The sequence below is a fragment of the Pseudomonas putida genome (assembly GCF_009883635.2).
In the GTDB taxonomy this organism is placed as follows: domain Bacteria; phylum Pseudomonadota; class Gammaproteobacteria; order Pseudomonadales; family Pseudomonadaceae; genus Aquipseudomonas; species Aquipseudomonas putida_W.
Map to the genome: position 1 here is coordinate 4221625 of NZ_CP026115.2, position 20205 is coordinate 4241829.

The 20205-nt window shown below is 55.7% G+C and carries 9 protein-coding genes; 6 read left to right on the plus strand and 3 right to left on the minus strand.

Going from position 1 to position 20205, the window contains the following annotated elements:
- Positions 1-74: 74 nt before the first annotated feature.
- Positions 75-5159, minus strand: coding sequence for an RHS repeat domain-containing protein (locus C2H86_RS19270; protein WP_163985985.1), 5085 nt, complete (start codon positions 5157-5159; stop codon positions 75-77).
- Positions 5156-5632, minus strand: coding sequence for a hypothetical protein (locus C2H86_RS19275; RefSeq protein WP_159409382.1), 477 nt, complete (start codon positions 5630-5632; stop codon positions 5156-5158). Before C2H86_RS19275 ends, C2H86_RS19270 begins: the two co-directional genes overlap by 4 nt.
- Before the next feature lie 401 nt (positions 5633-6033).
- On the opposite strand from C2H86_RS19275, the gene C2H86_RS19280 reads away from it, so the two are divergent.
- The 6 genes from C2H86_RS19280 to C2H86_RS19305 all read left to right on the plus strand — a co-directional run bounded on the left by C2H86_RS19280 (position 6034) and on the right by C2H86_RS19305 (position 19441).
- Positions 6034-7875 (plus strand): hypothetical protein, encoded by a 1842-nt coding sequence (locus C2H86_RS19280; RefSeq protein WP_159409383.1) that lies wholly within the window; start codon positions 6034-6036, stop codon positions 7873-7875.
- Positions 7876-7963: 88 nt separating this feature from the next.
- Positions 7964-10444, plus strand: coding sequence for a hypothetical protein (locus C2H86_RS19285; protein WP_159409384.1), 2481 nt, complete (start codon positions 7964-7966; stop codon positions 10442-10444).
- Positions 10434-13247, plus strand: coding sequence for a hypothetical protein (locus tag C2H86_RS19290; protein ID WP_159409385.1), 2814 nt, complete (start codon positions 10434-10436; stop codon positions 13245-13247). Before C2H86_RS19285 ends, C2H86_RS19290 begins: the two co-directional genes overlap by 11 nt.
- Before the next feature lie 272 nt (positions 13248-13519).
- Entirely contained in the window at positions 13520-15544 is a 2025-nt protein-coding gene (locus C2H86_RS19295; RefSeq protein ID WP_159409386.1) for a hypothetical protein, read from the plus strand.
- Positions 15545-15736: 192 nt separating this feature from the next.
- A complete protein-coding gene (locus C2H86_RS19300; RefSeq protein ID WP_159409387.1) occupies positions 15737-17926 on the plus strand; it encodes an autotransporter outer membrane beta-barrel domain-containing protein in 2190 nt (729 codons plus the stop codon).
- Between the two features lie 48 nt (positions 17927-17974).
- Positions 17975-19441 carry a hypothetical protein gene (locus C2H86_RS19305; protein ID WP_159409388.1) on the plus strand — a complete coding sequence of 489 codons (1467 nt, stop codon included), beginning with the start codon at positions 17975-17977 and terminating at the stop codon, positions 19439-19441.
- 9 nt (positions 19442-19450) lie between these two features.
- Here C2H86_RS19305 and C2H86_RS19310 read toward each other — a convergent pair whose 3' ends face one another.
- Entirely contained in the window at positions 19451-20176 is a 726-nt protein-coding gene (locus C2H86_RS19310; protein ID WP_159409389.1) for a fimbrial biogenesis chaperone, read from the minus strand.
- Between the last annotated feature and the right edge of the window lie 29 nt (positions 20177-20205).

The following is a 20205-nucleotide window of genomic DNA, read 5'->3' on the forward strand; positions in this document are numbered from 1 at the left end:
GTGCGGTGTGAGTTTTCAGTTTGCCTAGGTTGTTTAAGTCCCCGGCAGAAATCTTCTGTCGGGGACTTTAGTTTTTATCTATTAACGTACGGCGTAGGGACTGATACGAAGCCGCCTGGTGCCATTCCTGGGAAACCTTGAAAGCCCTTCCAATCATATTTATTGCCGTTTGAGGAGGCTAGGGCGAGCCCTGCGTTTCCGCCTCTGCTAATACTTCCGTGTCTGCTACCGCCTCCGCCTCCGCCTTCGACAATACTTCCGGTTCTGCTACCGCCTCCGCCTCCGCCTTCGACAATACTTCCGGTTCTGCTACCGCCTCCGCCTCCGCCTTCCACAATACTTCCGGTTCTGCTACCGCCTCCGCCTCCGCCTTCGACAATACTTCCGCTTCTACTACCGCCTCCGCCTAAGCTCCCTGTTGCTCCCCCTTGTTGAGCTTCATATGTATTATAAGTGTTATAGTTATTGGTTATATTGTCGGGTCCGCGGGGCTCGTTCTCAGGTATTTTTCGACCTTTGAAAGTCAGCCCCTTCTTATTCATCGATCTGGCGTGCAATTTGTAACCGCCAAAACCCATAAGCATACCTGCTGCTGAAAGTACCGTGCCTGCTATTGCCAGATCGTTGCTAATCTGTTCGTCTTTAACAACAACGCTAGCGGTGCTTGCCGCAGTACCGGAAACGGTGAGTAATCCCGCAATCATCATCAGGCCTTTGCCGAGTGTCATGGGGGCGGACCACGGCATGAAGTACACTGTGGCAGCGATGGCTAATATGCCGAATCCCACGGAGACCCACTTCAGAATGCTATTACCGGACGGCGCTTCTACAGGATCTCTATAGCTAGGTGCCCCATCTTCACCGCTGAACGGGCTCACTTTATGCCCGGTAGGGTCGCGCCATTTGACCGGGTTACCCAAGGCATACAGGTAAGGGTTCAGGCCTGCTGCTTCGGGTGGCAGCGAATCGGGGCTGTGGAAGCGCATCAAGCCTGGGTTGTACGCACGGTAGCCGCTGCCTAGCAGGTACCAGCCAAGGGCCTCTTCACGCACCTCGCCATTGAACGCCAGCAGGCAACGCATGCCGTTGTCGTCGGGGCGTTCGCCATAGGTGCTGTAGCTGGCATGCCGGGTGCCCTGGTGGTCGGCCTCGGTGAGGATGCTGCCGGCAGGGTCGGTCAGCAGCAGCAGCGGGTCGTCGGGCTGGTCAGAGCGCTGCACGCCCAGGGTTTGCTCGTCATTGAGCAGGTACTGGGTCAGCAGGTTGCCTTCCCGGGTGCTGTCCAGGCGGTTGCCCTGGTAGCGCCGCTGCACCTGGCGGCCATCGAATACACTGGCCAGCAATTGGTCGTGGCCATCGTACAGGTAGCGGGCCTGCTCACTGCCGTCGGGTTTCAGCACGCGCTCCAGGCGCCCTTTCACGTCGTACTCCAGTGTGCGCCCTTGCTCGTCGTTAAGCATGTTGCCGCGAGTGTCGTAGTCGAAGCTTTGCTCGGGCAGGTAGTCCTCGACCAGGGTGTGGGTGACTTTGGTCAGCTGGAAGCTGCCGTCGGTGGCATAGGTGAAGCGCGCAGTATCTTTTTTGCCGTCGGCAAACAGCGTCACGCGCTGCTTGAGGTTGTCCATGGCATCGAAATCGAAGATTTCCGACTCAATCGTGCGGCCCTTGGCATTGCGTGGCGAGCTTGGCCCTCGGTAATCGCTAATGGTCAGGCGGTCGAGTTCGTCATAGCCAAACACTTCCTCGCGCAGCAGGGCGGCTTCATTCTCTGCGTTGCCGTTGTAGAGGGTGCGCGCTTGCAGCGTGGTGCCATCACGCCATTTCAATACCAGCAACTGCTGCTGGCCATTTGCATCGAGCGTGCGGCGATGCTCACGGCCCAGGTCGTCGTAGGTCTGGGTGCTGCGCACGTAGCGCGCCGGGTCGCGGGTGTCGTGGGTGGTGGTGGTTTCCAGGCGACCTTCGCTGTTGTAGGTCAGGGTGGACTGCAAGTGGCCCTGGGTAACGGCAACAACCCGCCCCAGCGCGTCATGCTCATACAGGCAGACGGCACCGTCGCTGTGCTTGCGGTAGCGCAGGCGCCCCTGCAAGGAGTGCTGGTTGTGGATGTTGTACTGCTCCTGGTCGCCTACGTTCCAGTGTTCCTGGGCCAGGTACCCGCGGTCGGTGTAGGTGTAGGCGCGGCTGCCATTGGCGTTGTCGGCGCCGACCACTTCGGCACTGCTAGGGCGGTAGGCAAAGGAGGCTTCGTTGGCGGCGTGTGGCTCTGGCGTGCCTTCGAGCGTGGCGCTGATGCTGGTGGGCTGGGTGGTCAGCGCCGGCTTGTAGGTGTAGCGCTCGACGTGCTTGCGCTTGTCGTTGCGTGTTGCGTCGGTGTTGCTGATGGTGCGTGAGTCCATCAGTGCGGTTTGGCCCTGGTAGGTGTAGGTCTCCAGGCGCGGGCCGACGGCCATGCTGGTCAGGCGCTCCAGGCCATCGTAGGTGCGCTTGCACACGGGCAGGGTGCTGCCATTTTTATTGCGCACTTGCAGCAGGGTGGTCAGCTCATTGGTGCTGTGTTCGGCGAAGGTGCGCAGCAGCACGCTGCCATCGGGGCGCACGGTTTCGCACATGCGGCCCCAGTGGTCATAGGTGTATTCAGTGATGCGCGGCACGAGTTTTTGCTCGGGCGCATAGCTGAACGTTTCCTTCACCCCGCGGCCCAGGCCATCGTAGAGGTAGTCGGTACGGTCGACTTCAACCGGCTTGGCACCGCCGGCGGGCTGGTGCAGTTGGTACTCGTAGACCGGTTTGTCGAAGCGGTTGTACTCCACCACGCTGTGTTGCTGCTTGATGCCCGGCTGCTTGGGGCTTTCCAGCCATTGCTCGGCCTTGTTGCCATCGGCACCGAACGGCGAGAACGCGGTGATGAGCTTGACGTCATCGGCTTGCAACACCTCGCAGCGCTGCCCCCAGGCATCGTACTTGAAGCGTGTGGTCCGCTCGATGACGCGTTCTTCTGAGCTGCCGCTGCCGGGCCTGACGGGGGCGTAGTCGAACACGGTTTCGCTGGCGATGCGGCCGAGGCCGTCGTACGTGGTTTCGGATACCTTGCGGGTAATGCGGGTCTCGGACTCTGGATTGTCCAGCGCTTTGAGGGTGAGCTCAACCCGCACCGGGCGGTTGAGCCCGTCATGGTAGGTACGGGTGACGACACCGTTGAGGTCGGTGTGCTCGGCGTAGCACAGTGTGCGGTTGTTTTCCGTGATCTTGCCATAGCGGTAGGTGTGTGTGGCGGTAAACTCGGGCAGGTCCGGTGCTATGGTCTTGGCGACCAGCCGGTTGATTGCATCATGGCGGTGGCGGGTCTTCACGCCATTGATGTCTTCGGTCTCGATCAGCTGGTTGCGCAGGGCGGACTGCAGGCTCTGCGTGGTTTTTTCCAGCGTGCCACCGTGGGGTTTGAAGGTGGTGGTGGTGTTCAGGTAGGTAAGCTTGCCGTTGTCATCGGCGCGCTTCTCGTAGTGCCACTCGGTACGTGACTGGGTGGTGCCCAGTCGATCCGTTCGGTAATCGATGCGCCCATGCAGGAACACATTGTCGGGCGTGTCCAGGTGGCTGATATCACTGCGGCTCAGCAGCCGTTCGCGTTCCTGGCCATTGTCATCGGTAACCTCGAAGATCTGCTCGCTATCGCCCACCAGAAATTTGTCGGCCTGCAGCGTCGCGACCGAGGCGCTCAGCACGTCCAGCGCACGGTAGGTGAAACGGGTGCGCCGGATCTGCGCCTGAGCACCCCCCTCGGCCGGGTAGACAGTGAGGCTCTTGAGGTTGCGCACGAAGCCTTGCGGGTCGGGCGGGCAGCCCTCGGCGCCTGCGGCAGGGTAATACTCACGGACCATGCGCGTGCCGTTGGCCAACTGTTCCAGCACCATGTTGCCGTGCTCATCGTACTGGGTGAGCACGTGTTCATCGCGGCGCAACTGGGTGCCGGCCTGGGTCCAGGTCTTGGTGATGCGGCTCGGCAACTGCACGCGCGGGTCCTGGGAGGCGAAGTTGCCCGGCTTATCGTGATACTGCGTGGTGATGGTTTCGATGCGGCCGGCTTCGTCGGTGACTTGCTTGGTCACCAGGTGGAAGCGGTTGAACGTGTGCTCGACGGTGCGTAGCACCTCGTCGTTGAGGTAGTGGCTGGTCGTGCTGCCATACACGTATTCGCTGCCAGTGAACTTGTAGAGGTGGTCCTGATTGTATTTTTCGTCCCACTCCACGCCTGTTGCGTCGTAGCCCAGGAAGTTCTTCTTGGTGTAGGTGTAGGTGGTCTTGATGGCGTTTGCTTCGTTCAGCGGGTCGGCGATTGCGCGGTGCTCGGTCACATACGGCAGGTAGGTCTGCCGGCCGGGGTACTGGTGGCCAGACTCGCGGTAGATAACACGCTCTTCGCCGCCATACGGCAGGGTAAGCCGCTGAAGAAAACGCATGCCCCCCAGCTGCTGGTAATGGAATGTCCAGTTGTGCTGGTCGCTGGTGGGCAGCACCAGTGTGCGCAATTCTTCCCCTTCGAACTTGAGGGTGAACGTTTGCTCGGCTTCAGTACCGGGGTGGGTCTGCAAGAGCGTCTGGCTGTCGCCCTGGAACGTGAGAGTGAGCAACTGTTGGCCGCTGTCATCCTGGATGGACTGCAGGCGGCCTTTTTCCAGGTCGTAGGCCAAGTTGATGCCAGCGCCGCCAGGGATCGTGACCCGTGTTGGCAGCAGCTTGCGGCTGTCGGCCTTGAGGGGTTCGAGTATTTCGATCGGGCCACCGGTGTGGGTGATGCGAAAGCGTGGGTTTTGTTTGTCGCCGATGTTTTCGCAGATGAAGCTCTTGAGTTTTTGTTCGTAGACCAGGGCCTCTTCACCTGGGCCCTGGTCGGCGATTGCCAGGCTTTCGCCGGTGTACAGGCTAAGTACCTGGCTGTCGAGGTCGTAACTGCTGAGCTTGAAGGCCCAACCGTTGCCGAAGCCTGAGTGGGTGGTGTTCAGTGGGCTGAAGCCCAGTTGCAGGGGCAAGCCGGGGCCTTGACCAAAGTTGGCATTCAGTGGCGGGACTTCCAGGGTAAAACCGTAGAGGCCGGTACGGGGGTCGACGTTGCCTTTGCCATAGCTGGGGTAGTTTAATGCGTTGGATTGAAAACTCATGGGTGTTCTCCGTGCTCGGGTATGGCTGTGCTGACCGAGTCTTCTGTTTTTGCCGTTTTCTTGAAGGCCGAAACGACGACATCTATCTGGGCAAGCGTATCGCGAGTTGATTTACCTTTTTTCTCCACGATCAGAAAGCCAAGGCCGGGTGGATAAAAGTTGTTAACCTCGTAGCGGTTTGCAAGCTGATCAATATCTACGGGGTCTCTGCTCAGTTGCGAGGGGCGGTGACAAGTTTTAAACTTGAGCAACCATCCGCCTTTACTCGGTGGGTCATCTGACATCAAGGTGACGGTGGCTGCCGAAGGAAGGCGGACCATATGTATACTGCGGGCTTTAAACTTGTCGAGGTACAATGTAACGGTCTTGTCGGCACCCTCCTCTGGAATAATCAAAGCTAAGTGATCTTCATCTTTATCGTATACGGTGATCACGCCGTTCAACGTATCTGTGTTTAGCTGTGTGGGTTTCATGGGCTGTCCTCTCAAAACGCGTGAAATTAAGGATGTGCGGGCTGAATGAGATTACGAGCATTGGCCGAAACCGGCACCTAGCAAAACTGATAGGTGTTGTGCGCACCCGGTTGGATTTCAGCAGCCTTGCTGCGAGGCCTGAGGCGCTGTGCGAAAGCCTTGATACTTTTACATCCTGCGTTTAAAACAGCCTCGCAATGCTCATCTCTTCAGTTGCAGTCCGCTTGCTCAGCTGGTTTCGCCTTGCCTGACCTGCACCTCCAGTCTCTCGTACAAAGCCTGGCGACCTGGTAATTCTGCTAGTTGTAGGTGTGGGACGCAGGCTCTATAACTACCTCCCATTCAGTCCGGTCGAGCCGTTGAAAACCGGCCGGCGTGAGGGTTAAAGCCAGGAGCGCGTTATGGGTCATCAGTCGGATAATCAGGATAATTCTGTTGTTTTAGTGAGCGGTCTGAAGGAACCTGATATTCCTTTGCGTAATAAAAAGAAAGAGATCGATCTCGACGCGCTAGGCGGTAATGATTTGCGGACGGTCATCAAATACACCGGAATGGAAGAAGGTGACTTGGTCAAGACGCTGTGGTTGGGTGCTAACAATGACGGCGAGCCATTTGATACTGAGGGTACCTATCCCGTACATCGCGACGACTTGGCGAATGGGTTGGTGGTTTCCATCGGTAATGCTACTGTCGTTGCAGCCAAAGGCGGCGAAGCGTTCTATTCTTACACTGTAACCCCCCTATCGCCGTCAGGTAGGAGTAGCAGCCTGATTTCACGCCGCAGTTTTTGCTTCATCGGGGTTAGGCCTGAGGAAAATAATGAAAGTTTGCAAGTCATCCTTGGCCTTGAGTCGCATGATCTGGTCATAAAGCCCAAGGAGCTGGAGGCCGCAGGCGTTACATTTATTGTCGCGCCCTATCAGGCGATGAAAATAGGCGACGAGATAACTTTTACTTTGCAGGGCTTTGATGAAGACGACTATCGAGAAACGCCCATCATCGAAAAATTACGGGTGACTAAAGAGCACCTGGCTAAAAAGGCACTGGCTTTTACCATCGGCAAGAATATTTTTCTAATGATCGACCAAGGTCGGGCTGAGGTCAGCTATCGCATCGATTTCGTTGATGGTAAAGATGCCGAGTCGCCCGTGCAAAACTTCATCATCAATTCTGCTGCGAGCTTGCCGGGCTTCTTGCCTGATCCCAGCATTGTAGGCCATATTCCAGGTGTACCGTTAAACCCTGGAAAGTTCAGGGACGGCTTGACCGTCACGGTAAACGGGTATCCCGGTATGCAGATATCGGACTGTATCGCCTTGCGCTGGCGCAGCCCTGTTCGGGATCTTCTGCAAACTATTCGTGTCGATGCCAGTGTTCAAGTTGTTGGCGGCATCGCCTTCCACGTGCCCGTTGATTACCTTCTCGAAAATCAGGGTTTGAACGTCTACCTTTCCTGCCTTTTTGCTCGGGAAGGTGCGGGGCAGTGCTCGCAGGAACTAACCGTGAGCATCGAGACCCCGCGTGAGTTGTCTGCACCTGAGGTCCTTGCTGCAACCCCCGACACGGAAATGGGGACGGGGCGCGGCACTTTACTTGCCAAGGATGCATTAGGCGGGGTGTGGGTGGAGGTTGCTGACGTGCTGCTTCCCGGTGAGCGGGCGGAGGTTCACTGGCGTGGTTGGCCTGAGTATGGTGAATATGAAGCCCCTGAACCCGCCGGTTCCAATCCGCGTCGCTTCTTTATCCCGGAGCGGTTTGTACCGGCGAACATGGGCCGAGGGGCAGTAGATGAAAATCGCCGGTTCGAAGTCGTGTATGTGGTCCACAGCAAGGACGGGCCGCTTGAGTCGGCACCCTATAATTTGCGTATCAAGCCACCTCCCTCAAATGAGTATCCAACCGTTCAATGCGCCCAAGTACGCGCAGGTCAATTGTCATTGGCGGAGGTGCCTGGTGGCGCAGACCTTGAACTGGGTACCTGGTACTTCGGCAAGGCGGGAGACTTGATTCAACTGCAGGTTACCGGTGTTACCCCCACTGGGGTATTGGACGAAATCATTCGTGATGCATCGGAACCGGTAACTGAAGCAGAGGCTAAAGAGGGTATCAAAGCGAGGTTGGCTTTAAGCACGCTGAATAAGCTTAGTCTTGATGAGGCTTTTACCGTGCATGCACGGCTGAGCTTTGACGGTGGGGTGTACTACACAAGTTTTGGTGCGCTCAGGCCTGTGCTGAGAAAATAGCTTGATTGTTAATGGGTGCTCGGCGCTATAGCAGAGCGTGGGAACAATACAGCGTTTTTACCGTATCTATATTGTGAGGGATGCGTTCATGCCTAGAATGACCATGCAGGAATATCGCACTTACCTTGAAATAGGCGCTCGTACACTCGGTTGGGGCGCTTTACTGATTTATGACCGTTTCAAAGCCAATCGTCTGCTGGCTCAGGAGTATGTTGAAGGCTTGACAAATGACAAATGGATGCCGCTGATCAATTTTGTGCATGAAAAAGACAATCTCAGAACCGAGGTTGCAAATGTTTTGCTGGACAAGCCGTTGCTGTCCTTTGTCAACTCCAATATAGGCGCATCCAAAGCCCGTTTGAGCATGAATGTCATTGGCGGTTTAATCATACAGCATCGCCGCGATGCGGGGGCGTCGGAATGGAAGGTCGTGAACTATTCGAGGCTGGATAAACTCACGGCACCTACCGTACGTATGGACATCATGCTCAATGCGTCCGTCGAGGGTGCGGTCGATAAAGAGGGGCGTGTGACGCTTGATTTATCACAAGGTTCTGCGTACACATTTGAAGTTTCGTCGTGGAAGGAATTGAACAGTAATCTGGGTGAGGCAATTAAGAGTGAGTTTGAAAGTTGGGAAGAGGCGGATAGGGTGTGGCACCTCAATACGATCAAGCCAGTGGAGGGTGAGTTAAACCCAACTAAATTTGCGGTGCGTACACATTCACTGGCCAGGTCAAAAGCTCCCGAAGCGAGTGAAGAGGAAAAAGAAGAGGGCGCTGTTATTGTAGGAGTTGCGTTCGGTAAAGAGGTCGGCACATTCCCCGCCGATGACAGCCATATGCCGTATCTTTTGCCAATCCCCGAGCGGGCGACTGATCCAGCGTACTCGATGAACTTGATCTATAGCAATGCGCTTTGGTTTAAGGATGTGTTTTCGCCGCTCGTGAACGATATGGCTGTGTTCGGTTCGCCAAAGTTAGTGAAAAATAGTTATGGCCTTTATAGTGGGATTGAAGCGACCAAGGATTTCACGGTGAAAGGGAAGTTTGATCAAAATCCTCAGGATTTTGGAACTTTCAAGGTTATGTTGTTTGAGTGGCCTGATCTGCACTTCAAAAGTACATTCAGTGCTAAGCACGAAGGTGAAAAGTTAGTCATCTCTTGGGCGGTGGAAGCGGATTCCGGAAAGATTGCAGTGACGTTTTATGGCAATCCAATAGCTCCGACGATCAAGGCGGACGGAACTTATCGTGTCGCTGCAAAGGGCGGGATGGAGTTTCAATTAGCTTCGGATGCTAGCCGAATCGGCGAGGTCGATGTTGTTCCGATGCCGATGAAAATTGATTACACGTGCGTACTTACCGCCAATCAGGACCCCGATTATTACTCGCCGATGATCGAGAAGGCTGCACAGCACTACGTCATGCCAAGCATAAAAGCAGCGGTAGAAGCCAATGTTGCTAAACTGACAGGGCTTACCCGCATACCCGCACCGTTTAACTTGTTGCGCCTCAACGGCTTACTGTTCCGCGGTACAGATATTGCCACGCCACGCACGCTGGCTTTACCCGGGGACTTCTCGCTATTAGGTGACCTTGCGCCAAGGCTTACAACATTTGCCGTTGAGCCGCTAGAGGCGACTGTCAGCGCGGATAGCAACCAAACGGTGAAGTTCGAGCTCAATCCGCCCGCGACAGATCCCGATGCCGTTACATGGAACGTTTACCCGTTAAAAGGTGAGTCTGCCGAGGTGGGGACCATTAAAAACGGTGTCTATACCCCTCCCGGCGCTGAAACGATAGCGGGCACGTTCAAACGTGTGATCGTAAAGGCCACTGCCAATGGCAACACAAGCAGCGCGCTGGTGACAGTGGTGCCAAGCCAGGTCTCTGTGTTCCCCGATCTCATGATTGCGAATTACAAACTGCCCGAAGACAAAAGAAACCCACGCTATGTGCTGGTTGGCGGTCAAATCAACAATGAATTGAATTGGAGCATGGTCAGCGGTGCGAAGGGGAGCATCCGTCCATACATAGAAGATGACGAAGGCGATGACGACGATGAGCATGACGGTGACCTGGATATTCCTGGCGGGAAGAATGTTCGAATTTATGTTGCGCCGCCAGCGATGCCAGGGGAGACAGGTGAGATTTCTGCGGTAATTCATCTGGACAGGGTGCAGGTTTCGTCAGGCGCAATGACACGGTATATCGAAGTCATCATACCTTGGGCGACTGCCACCGGTATTCTCGGTGCTACGTCGTTAGCCGACGGTCGCGTCCAACTGACGCTGTCGTATTACAACGCGGAGCTAGGAAAAGAAGTAATAGTGAGCCCTAAAGATGCCAAGTGGGGGGTGCTATCAGGTGATGGAGAAATCGATCGTAGTACAGGTGTTTACAAGCCCGGTGCCGCGGAAGGGGACTATATCATTGTGGCAAGCCGTTTCACGCTTGCAGGCGTTTACGTGATCTGGGGCTATTCGGTCATCTTGTTGTCGGATGCCGCAAAGGCGCTACCACCATTGAATACAGCAACAGCCAGGGTGAATGACCATGACCAGTAACTCAAAGACCGAGCTGCTTGAAACGCTCGCTAAGGGCCCTGCGCTTTACGGGTGGGGTGCGATCATGGCCCTGGGGCGCGATTGCCTCAATACACTGATTGAGGCCAAGTTCCTCGAGCGCCTGAGCCTACACGATTTCATCAAGCCCATTACCGAAGCGTTATATATCGATGCCCATTGTACCGAGCAGATTGCGTTCGAGGCGCTGACGTTTGGCCCACCTGCCCTGTCATTTGAGCAGGCTACGGGGGGGACGGGCAGGGTGCTCGTACACATGCCGTTGATTGCTGGGCGTTGCAGTGAAGTATCGATGTTTCCAGGTGTGCCCAAGTATGTTCGAAGAACCCATCAGCTGGTGCATGGCCTTGGGTACACGCTGCAAGTGGCTGTCGACCTCAAAGTAGTAAAGGTACAGGAGCTGGGTAACGAGCATTTGCAATTGATGTTCGACTTACGCGAGGCCAGCGAGGCAACCTGTAACCTTTCCGCGGATACGGTTAGGGCCAAGCGTATTGGGGAGCTCATGTTGGAGCAGTTGCTGAAGCAAACGGCATTCGCTCAGCCATTTGGTTTCTTGACTATTGCACCGTATGGCAAAGACGCCTTTACAGTAGCAGAGGTAACGCCTTTTACCCAAAGAGCCCCGGATGGCGCCGGCGCTGGCAGTTTGCCCCAGGCGGATGGTGCGGTAGTGCTGGTTATGCAGCTGGAAGGTACCGGCAGGCCCGGTTTGAGCCCAAATGCGCTGCCTTACCTTTTGCCACGCAATGTAGACGAAAACGACAATGCAGGCTTTGCTCTGCTGATCGACAAGGTCCGCAGTCAGATCCGCTCAACGCAGGTCAGCCGTATGCTGGCGCAACTGATTTTGCCTGGCGGGTTTACCCTCAGCGCTAGTGATGAGCATGAGCCGTATGACCTCATCGGGTTTGGCGAGCTTGAAGCCAGTAGCCGCATGGCTTGGCTTAGCCCGGGCTTGAGCAGCATCGCCGCAGGGGAGCGCGTTCAGTATCTGAGCAATGGCGTTCCGGTGTATGGCTGGCAGGCTCAGGGGTTGGGCAATGCCGGGACCGCTGGCACTTTCAGAGACGGGGGGCTTTATCACTCGCGGCCGGTTGAAGAGTGTGGAAGCGGGCAGCGCCTGATCGTGGTAACGGCGAAGACGTCAACTGCCGCAGATGCTGCAACGCGTGCAGCATTGATTGTGGAGTCAGCGGAGGGGCTGACCATTTCACCGCGCGTGGTTACCTGGCACTCAGGGGATGCCGATGTTGTGTTGCACGCTTCTGGAAGCGGCAATCTTGACTGGAGACTGCTAGGTGAACCACAGGGTGAGTTACTGCCGGCCACTGCGGGCGCTGGCCAAAGGGTGTTCAAGCCCAAGCCCGTGTCTACGCCTTTTGTGCGCTTGCAACGGATTGAAGTCAGCGATGGCAAGTATACGGGCCATGCAACGATCGTAATGCTCGGGGTTGGTCATGTGCTGGATGTGGAGCCTTTCCCTTGGCCGCGCTCGTCGCCGCTTTCTCAACAGCAGTTGCGCCTGGCAGACGGCATGCAAGCCAGATGGCAGCTTTGGGGCCCAGGCACTATCGATGTTGACACGGGCCTGTACTCGGCGCCTGCGCAGACCAGCGACGAAGTGAGCGTCGCGGTAGCTTTTGCCGGGCCTTTGGCCGGGGCGGCTATCATTGAGCATCAAACCTCAGCGCCGACTAAGGCCATGGCGACTGAGGACCGATGGAAGACGCTTTTAGAGTTTAGCCTGAAGCTGAACAACTCGGCTCGAAACGTAGTGTTTGCCAATGGTCTTCAGCAAGTTGGCATCGATATCGTGATTGCCACGCACAGCTTCAAAGACTCGAATGGCGACGACAAGTGGGACCCGGTCAGTGACGAAGAGCTGGCCACGCTGGTACTCACGGACAGAATTGGCAATCCGCTGAGATATGTAAAGAGCGGCGAACTTGGTATCCCTGAAGGCAGCCCCGAAAAGTGGATGGGGAACAAGCAGCGCAACATGATTGATTATTACCCTGTAACTAGCTCGGCTGCGGTGCCGGAGCCACGTGGAGCGGATGACGGCAAACGTACCGTTACAGTCTATGTGCATTCACGTGAAGCCGAAGTTACGCACCTCAGGGCTACCTTCCAGGATTATCGTAAAGGTTGGCATTATTCAATTGAAAAAAACGAAGAGGACGGCGAAATCGAGCTGCAGGGGATTGCGGTGCCTCTTCCGAGCCTGGGTTATTTCAACTGGCCAGCGGAAGGCGAGCGAATTAAAAGCGAGGGGGGGAAAATAGAAAATGATGATAAATTTAATTACTACCACTACACTACGGATTATTGGGAGTTGTCGGGCAGGGACATAAGCTTTGCCCGCGTGGAATTCGATTCCTATTCGATAGCGACGTGGGAGTCGGAGCAGGTTGCGGAGACATTTGCTAGCTATTTGGGCTGCGCTTTCCAACCGCGGCGATCTGAAGATGCGCCACATGTTCCTGTGGGTATACTCTATCAGGCCGAGCTGGAGTTGATGTTCAAGGAGGAAGCAATCAAGTTCGATCGGCTTGAATATAAGTTGGAGGATAAAGTAACCGGCGGGGCACTGGCGCTCGTGTTGCAACGTGCCTCAAGCCTGAAGACTTGGGATGGCTACGATGACAAGGATTACACTAAGGTCCTGCAGGGCTCGATAAAAATTAACATTGTGGATAATTATGGAAATACCCACAGGCTCATGGTCTATCACCCGAGTGTAGAAGATGGGCGCAATTATTTAACGTTGAAGCTGCAGTAACGCTTTCGGCAGCCGTACCTGAGTGTGCGACAGGTTTAATTGGGGCTTCACGCTGACTGCCAAGTGTTTCCTGGCGGTAATCATTAAGTAATGTTGGCGGGTCAAATCGCCTACGTGGAGGGGCCGCATCGCGGCCCCTTTTCTATTGGGGGTAGAAAAGTTTATCGGATGTCGCGCGACCTGATAAAAATGCTAGTTGCCACCCTCGAGCATCACCGTTTTAATCCAATCGCTGGCTTCTGTTCTACCCTTGGTTGAGAAGAGAGGAAATCATGAGCGATTCCGGTGAAAGGAAAATGGCATCAGAACCTGCTTACCAGGCTTTCTGGCGTCTGCTTGGGGCCTGGCGGGCTAGTCGGGCGTCTGAGGTGGATTCAGGCCTGAAGGATCTACAGGTGAGTGATGCCATGCTGGCGGACAAATCCAGCGGCCTGGTTTATAGCAAGTATTTGAAAGACCCCACGCTGGATTTGACCGTGAGTGTGCCGGCCTGGTTTTTCTCCGACAAAGATACCTTGCGCATTGAGCACACACGCGACAAGTTGGTGGTGACTACGATTCATGATGAACTTATAGAATACTATGTACGTCCAATTCCTGATCCATACCCTATTGCGCTGAATAAGCATGAGGATGTGCTGGGGGTGGAGGGTACTCATTATTTTCGAAGCTGGATCAAGGCCGATAATGACGACATATCCTGGTCCCCGTGGTTGCCATTAATTTTTGATCGTGTGCCTCCTTACAACCACGCCCCTCCCGCCAAGTTTCCTGGTATCCCTGCGGTCACCGATGCTTCTCTGGCAGCGGGTGGCGGTAAAGTCGTGCTGGAGCTACCGGCTTACTCGGATTGGGCAGACGGTGATACTGCTCATATTTTTTGGATGAACCGCCTGCCAGAGGATTTTGGCGATGTTGACCCGCCAGTGGTATCGGTAGCGACCACCGGCAAAGCGCAGCCAGTAGAAATTGCTGAAGATAAAATCCGTGCCTTGGGGGACGGTGGCGTATTCGTGCTCTATGTGCTGGTTGACAAGGCCGAAAATGTAAGCGAATTGGCGGTTTACACAAGTATTGCCGTCGCGCTCGGCACGCTCCCTTCTGTGTTCAAAGACCCGATCGTTCCGTTGGCTACCGTTACAGATGGTTATCTGATCGACCAGGCTGACGCCCATGAGGGCGTCGAAGTCTGGGTTCCCCTTTACGAGGGGATGAAAGCCAGTGATTTTGTCGTCGTGCAATGGGGGGCAACGTCTTTGTCGCCTGAAATGGTTGGCTCTGCACCGGGCGACCATATACGGGTGCGAGTGCCCATTGAGGTGCTGCTGAAGGAGTACGGAACAGGCCCTGGCGCGGTGCCTACGACTGTCCGCTATACGCTGCTGCGGGGGACCCACCCGATGGGCGGGGCTGATACGGCTATCAACGTTGATTTCGAAACCATGGACCCGGGGGGGACTTATCCATCCTGGCCTGTGCCTATTCACCCAGGTTTGCTGCCAGCTGTTATCACTGGCCGGGGAAGTAATAAAACGAACGAGCTGGATAGCGACGACACGGACTTGCCGGCAGACTTGGCCGTCAAACTGTACAGTTTTGTCGAAGAGAGTGATGAGCTTACATTCTTTTGGGCGGGGGAAGTGGCAGCAACCTATATCGTACAACCGGGTGATAAAGCGGATGACGAAATAACGTTAGAGGTGCCCTGGCGTGTTATTCATGAAGCCGGTAATGGCCCTGCAGTGCCCGTAGATTATGAGGCTAGGCGGGCCGGCGTGCATAACCCCGCGCGTTCTGTTATTACATCGGTTGCGGTCGATGCCATAACCATTACACCCGTGGTCGCGACATTCGATCACTTGGTCAACGGCTTGGTAAGTTGCGCCACTATTAAGAAATCGGCAGGCCATCCAGATGGGCCTGCAGTTGAGGTATTGATCCCGGATCTTAGCGAGTACCTAGAATACAAACCTTTTACCAAAGTAGGCCTCAAGTGGTGGGTTTACCGCGGGCGCAGTGAAGAGCAAGGCAGTGATATTATTGACGAAGTAACACTTGAGGACGAATTCAAACTGGATGACGAGCACCCTGTGACGGGGTTCACATGGCGCGTGCCGTTTGACGATCATGTACTTCCCACGTATGAAGGCTCTACTGACCCTAACTATACACGCTCCAGGGCGAACGTGGTTTATACACTTAAAACTGACAACCCTGACGATGATACGCCATCTGAGGACGCCAAGGTCACGCTTGCTTTCATTCCACCATCGGGGATTTGCGACCCTCATGGTTGAATAGTAAGCGCGTGTGCTGACACTGTGCGGGAAGCGGCTCGCGCAGCGTCAGATTATTCGCTGATATTTGTAGGAATAATCCTATGCCTGGGTATTTTTTTTCCCTGTAGCTTGACTGCTATGAGTGCTGGCCTGCGTGTTTTCCTTCTCGCCAAGGTTCGGCCTTATTTTGAGTCGCATGAGAGCTTGGATATGAAGAAAACATCTTTTCAACTGAAATTTTGCCATAGCGTGGCTTATTGCGCGACGGTATTGCCCATGGCTTTGTACGGCCCTGATGCCATGGCTGCGCAGGCTATTATCGAGCGTGATACCGTTATCGATGCCTCTAGCCCACTGGTTGGTTATCAGGTGTTGAAGGGAGTAAAACTGACCGGCAATGGGGCGAGCACGCAACAGATTTTTTTGCGTGAAGGCGGGGCGCTGGAACTGAACAGCAGTTCAATTGTGGCGGCCGGCGATGGCTTGCTCATGGAGGGCGGCGCGCAGGCCATCATCAATGGTAGCAGTATAATCAGCGAGGACCGTGGTATAGCCGTGGCCCGTAGCAGCGCGGGCGGTTCAGCCGCTTGGCTGAATGGCAGTACTGTGGCTGGCAGTAACGGCGGTGCGAGCATTGCCAGTACATCCGAATTGCACCTAAATGGCAGCACCGTGACGGGCGTGGGGAAGGGCAGCGCCGGTGTGCGCATGTTCAATGGCTGGCTTGAGGCGCAGGGCAGCCAGATTGTCGGTGCCCAGGAGGGCATCCTGGTCAATGCCGATAACGTTTCGGGTGAAGCCCGGATCGACCTCAGCGGTTCGCAAGTGGTCGGGCAGGACGGGGCTGCCATTGTGGTCGCAGGCGGCCGTCTAGGAGCGGCCGCGGCAACCATCACGGTCAGCAACGGTTCGCAGCTCAGCGGTAGCAATGGCAACCTGCTTGAAGTGCGCAATGATTCTGCTGGCAAACTGATCGTTGAAAATGCCAACCTCACAGGCAACATCTGGGCAGAGCAAGGGTCAAGTGTTGCGGTAGCCCTTGGCACGCACGCCACGCTAACCGGTCAGCTCGAAAATGTCGAAACACTGGCCATTGGCAACCAATCGCGCTGGGTGATGGTTGATAATGCCACGGTTGGCAACTTGTCCCTGGATGGGGGGACTGTACAGTTTGGCCTGCCCGCAGCTTATCACCGGTTGACCTTGGATAGCCTGTCAGGCAATGGCACTTTTATCATGGATGCCGACTTTGCCACCGGGCAAACCGACTTCCTCGACATTACGGGCAATGCCAGTGGCAATCATGGCTTGTTGATTGGCAGCAGTGGGGCAGAACCACAACAGGAAGGCCAGTTTCAGGTCGTGCACACCGGAGGTGGTGACGCATCGTTTTCTCTGGTCAATGGGCCTGTGGATCTTGGCGCGTTTTCCTACGAGCTGACGCAACGCGGCAATGACTGGTACCTGGATGGGTCGCGCAAGATCATCAGCCCTGGTACGCGTTCGGTATTGGCCTTGTTCAACACCGCCCCCACCGTGTGGTATGGCGAGCTGACATCATTGCGCAGCCGCATGGGGGAGTTGCGCCTGGACCAAGGCAAGGCCGGTGGCTGGCTGCGTACTTACGGTAACAAATACGATGTTGCGGCAAGTTCCGGTGTTGCTTACAAGCAGACCCAGCAGGGCTTTTCCCTGGGCGCCGACGCGCCGCTGCCGATGGGTGATGGGCAGTGGCTGCTTGGAGTGCTGGCCGGCCATAGTCGCTCGGACCTGGACCTCAGTGGCGGCACCAGTGGCGAGATCGACAGCTACTACCTGGGGCTATACACCACTTGGCTTGACAGTGCCAGCGGCTATTACTTCGACGGCGTTGTGAAGTTCAACCGCTTCGACAACGATTCGAAAGTCGCACTGAGTGACGGCACGCGAACCAAGGGTAGTTACAACAACCAAGGTATCGGCCTATCGGCTGAGTTTGGCCGGCATATCGAACTGGGGCAAGGCTACTTCGTGGAGCCCTTTACTCAGTGGGCCACTGCTTACATACAGGGCAAGGACTACCACCTGGATAATGGACTGCAGGCCGACGGTGATGACGTGCGGTCCATGTTGGGCAAGGCCGGGGCTACGGTGGGGCGCAACTTCAACACAGCGCAAGGGCGCGTCATTCAGCCCTACCTGCGTGCTGCGTATGCTCACGAGTTCATCAACAACAACGATGTGAAGGTCAACGAACATCGCTTTGCCAATGACCTGTCGGGCTCGCGACTGGAACTTGGTGCAGGGGTGGCAGTGACCGTGGCAGACAGGCTGCAAATGCATGTGGACCTTGATCACAGCTTGGGCGAGCACATCGACCAACCCTGGGGTGTGAACCTGGGGCTGCGGTTTAGTTGGTAAGCGCCAATCTGGGAGGCCGCCAAGGCCTCCTTTCAGGAGAACTACCAGATGAGTGCTATGCGTATCAACGATGAGCAGTTGCTGAAGCCCGTAGAAGTGCCGGCCCTGCTCGATGATATTCCTGGTGGCGATACAAACTTGTTACCCACCAGCGCAACCGAACATGACCTCACAGTCGAGGTGCCCATGTGGCCATTTTCCGACCCAGGCCCAGGCGAAGCGGAACTACTTAAAGTTTTTTGGGATGATACCTTTCTGGTGTATGAAAAGGCCTGGGAGGCACCGGTTCCGGCCAAGGACCTGCAATTTAGCGTCCCAAAGGCGAAACTCTCCAATGGGGCGCATGCATTGAGTTACAAGGTTACCGGCTCCAATGGAGATACCAGCCCTTCAGAAGTGTTTCAGCTACTGATCGATCTCGTACCGCCCATTTTGGGCGGGGCACAAGGCATGCTGACGCTGGTTGAGGACTCGGAGGAGCTTGAGCGTGATGGCCTGACTGAACGTTATCTGCGAAACCATGACCAGCGCTTGCGCACCCAAGTGCCGGACTACATGACACCTAAGGCAGGTGACACGATCATCTATTACTGGGATGCCGAGCCGTTTGCCGAGACCTATGCCGGTGAGCACGAAATCACTTACGCAGACATTGGCGGCCCCTTCTATATCGATTTTACCAGCGAGTTGATTTTGCAGCGTGGTGACGGGGACCGCTACCTTTACTATGCGATCAAGGATCGGGCGGGCAACCTCAGCCCGTTTGCCAAACCCTTGAAACTGGTTGTATCGGCTGCCACACGAACCTTCGAATTACCGGGTATCGACCAGGCTACCGGCACCGATGCGCAGTTGCGCCTTGCTATCAACGACCTGATCCCGCCGTTGCTTGTTCAAGTGCCGGCAAGCGCGGTGGTTTACCCCGATGAAACACTGCGGGTGGAGTGGGGTAAGCCTGGCGACCCCGGTTATTTCGTTGCAACCAGCGCTTACCCAGGCCGCGAGCGCGAGTTCGAAATACCTGTCGAGAACATTCTGGCTCAAGGCGCGACTACACTTGAAGTAAGGTATGTGGCGAGCGGTGATAAACGCCATGATTACCCGTCGCCACCGGTCGAACTCACTGTTTCGCAACTGAGCAAGCATTTACCTCAGGTGCAAATGGCGGGTATTGTCAGTGGCAGCTTCCTGTTGTCGACGGCCCCAGAGCGGGTGCCTGTAAGTTTGGGCACCTGGCGGTTCATGGCTGAAGGCCAGTTGGTTGATATCTGGGTGACCGGGGTATTGGAAGATGGCTCGGAGGCCAACCCGCCTTTTCAGGTGCTGAAAGACTACCTGGTCGATGCGCGTGACGTTGAGCAAGGCATAGGCATGCGTAATGAGGTGGTAGTGCTCAAGACGTTTCTGAGTACGCTTATGCTCGACAACCCTTTTACCTTGCGCGTTCAGGTCAGGTTTGCTTCCCAGGCCGCGCCGGTGAAATTTCCTACGTTGAGCCCAGTGTTGAGGCGCTGAGCCAATCGTTCATGTCCCTGACACGGCCGCTGTAACTTCTTTCGTCGTGCCGCCAAAATCGTTGATCGTGGTAAAGATGACCCGCATTCCTGGCTTGATCACCGAGTCATGCACGTCGTAGGCCTGGCTGCTTTTGGGCGCAACCATTGCCTGGGCTTCAATGCTTTCCCGCTTGCTGGCGCTGCCCAGTTGAACACGACTGAAGGTGTAATGGTAAGGGGAGGGGTTGTGTACGATCAGTTGCGCTTTACCCTCGCGGCGCTGTACGGACCACTGCAAGTCTTTCAGGCTTTTTTGTGGAGAGCCTTGTAGCTCGGCTGGGCGATAGAACAGTTTGATGCGGGTGCGCAACGCAATGCTCAAGGTGTTGGCCTGCTCCTCGTCCGCTTGGGGGAGCTCCTGCACGTTGAAATAGAACAGCGACTCTCTGTCGTTGGGCAGATCTTTGGAAATGCGATTGATCTGCACGGTCTGCTTGTTGCCAGGGTCTAGCCGGAACAATTCCGGCGCGGCGATCAGAGGGACGCTGGTGGTGCTGTCATCGGCCTCTGTGTTGACCCAGGTCTGCGCCGCAAAGGCTTGATTGCTGGGGTTGGCGACAATGATTGAACTGCTTTGCTTGTCGCTGGTTTGGACAATGCGGGTAGCGCTGATGGTGAGCGCTGCCTGGGCGGGCGGCAGCAGGGCGCTTGCAAGGGCGGTGGCTAAAAGCAGGTGGCGTATTGATATAGGCATTAGCGTGTGCTGTAAGTGTGATGAAAACA

Bases quoted from the DNA above. Each gene is read 5' to 3' on its own strand.
- C2H86_RS19270 (WP_163985985.1), bottom strand. From the start codon at position 5,159: ATGAGTTTTCAATCCAACGCATTAAACTACCCCAGCTATGGCAAAGGC.
- C2H86_RS19275 (WP_159409382.1), bottom strand. From the start codon at position 5,632: ATGAAACCCACACAGCTAAACACAGATACGTTGAACGGCGTGATCACC.
- C2H86_RS19280 (WP_159409383.1), top strand. From the start codon at position 6,034: ATGGGTCATCAGTCGGATAATCAGGATAATTCTGTTGTTTTAGTGAGC.
- C2H86_RS19285 (WP_159409384.1), top strand. From the start codon at position 7,964: ATGCCTAGAATGACCATGCAGGAATATCGCACTTACCTTGAAATAGGC.
- C2H86_RS19290 (WP_159409385.1), top strand. From the start codon at position 10,434: ATGACCAGTAACTCAAAGACCGAGCTGCTTGAAACGCTCGCTAAGGGC.
- C2H86_RS19295 (WP_159409386.1), top strand. From the start codon at position 13,520: ATGAGCGATTCCGGTGAAAGGAAAATGGCATCAGAACCTGCTTACCAG.
- C2H86_RS19300 (WP_159409387.1), top strand. From the start codon at position 15,737: ATGAAGAAAACATCTTTTCAACTGAAATTTTGCCATAGCGTGGCTTAT.
- C2H86_RS19305 (WP_159409388.1), top strand. From the start codon at position 17,975: ATGAGTGCTATGCGTATCAACGATGAGCAGTTGCTGAAGCCCGTAGAA.
- C2H86_RS19310 (WP_159409389.1), bottom strand. From the start codon at position 20,176: ATGCCTATATCAATACGCCACCTGCTTTTAGCCACCGCCCTTGCAAGC.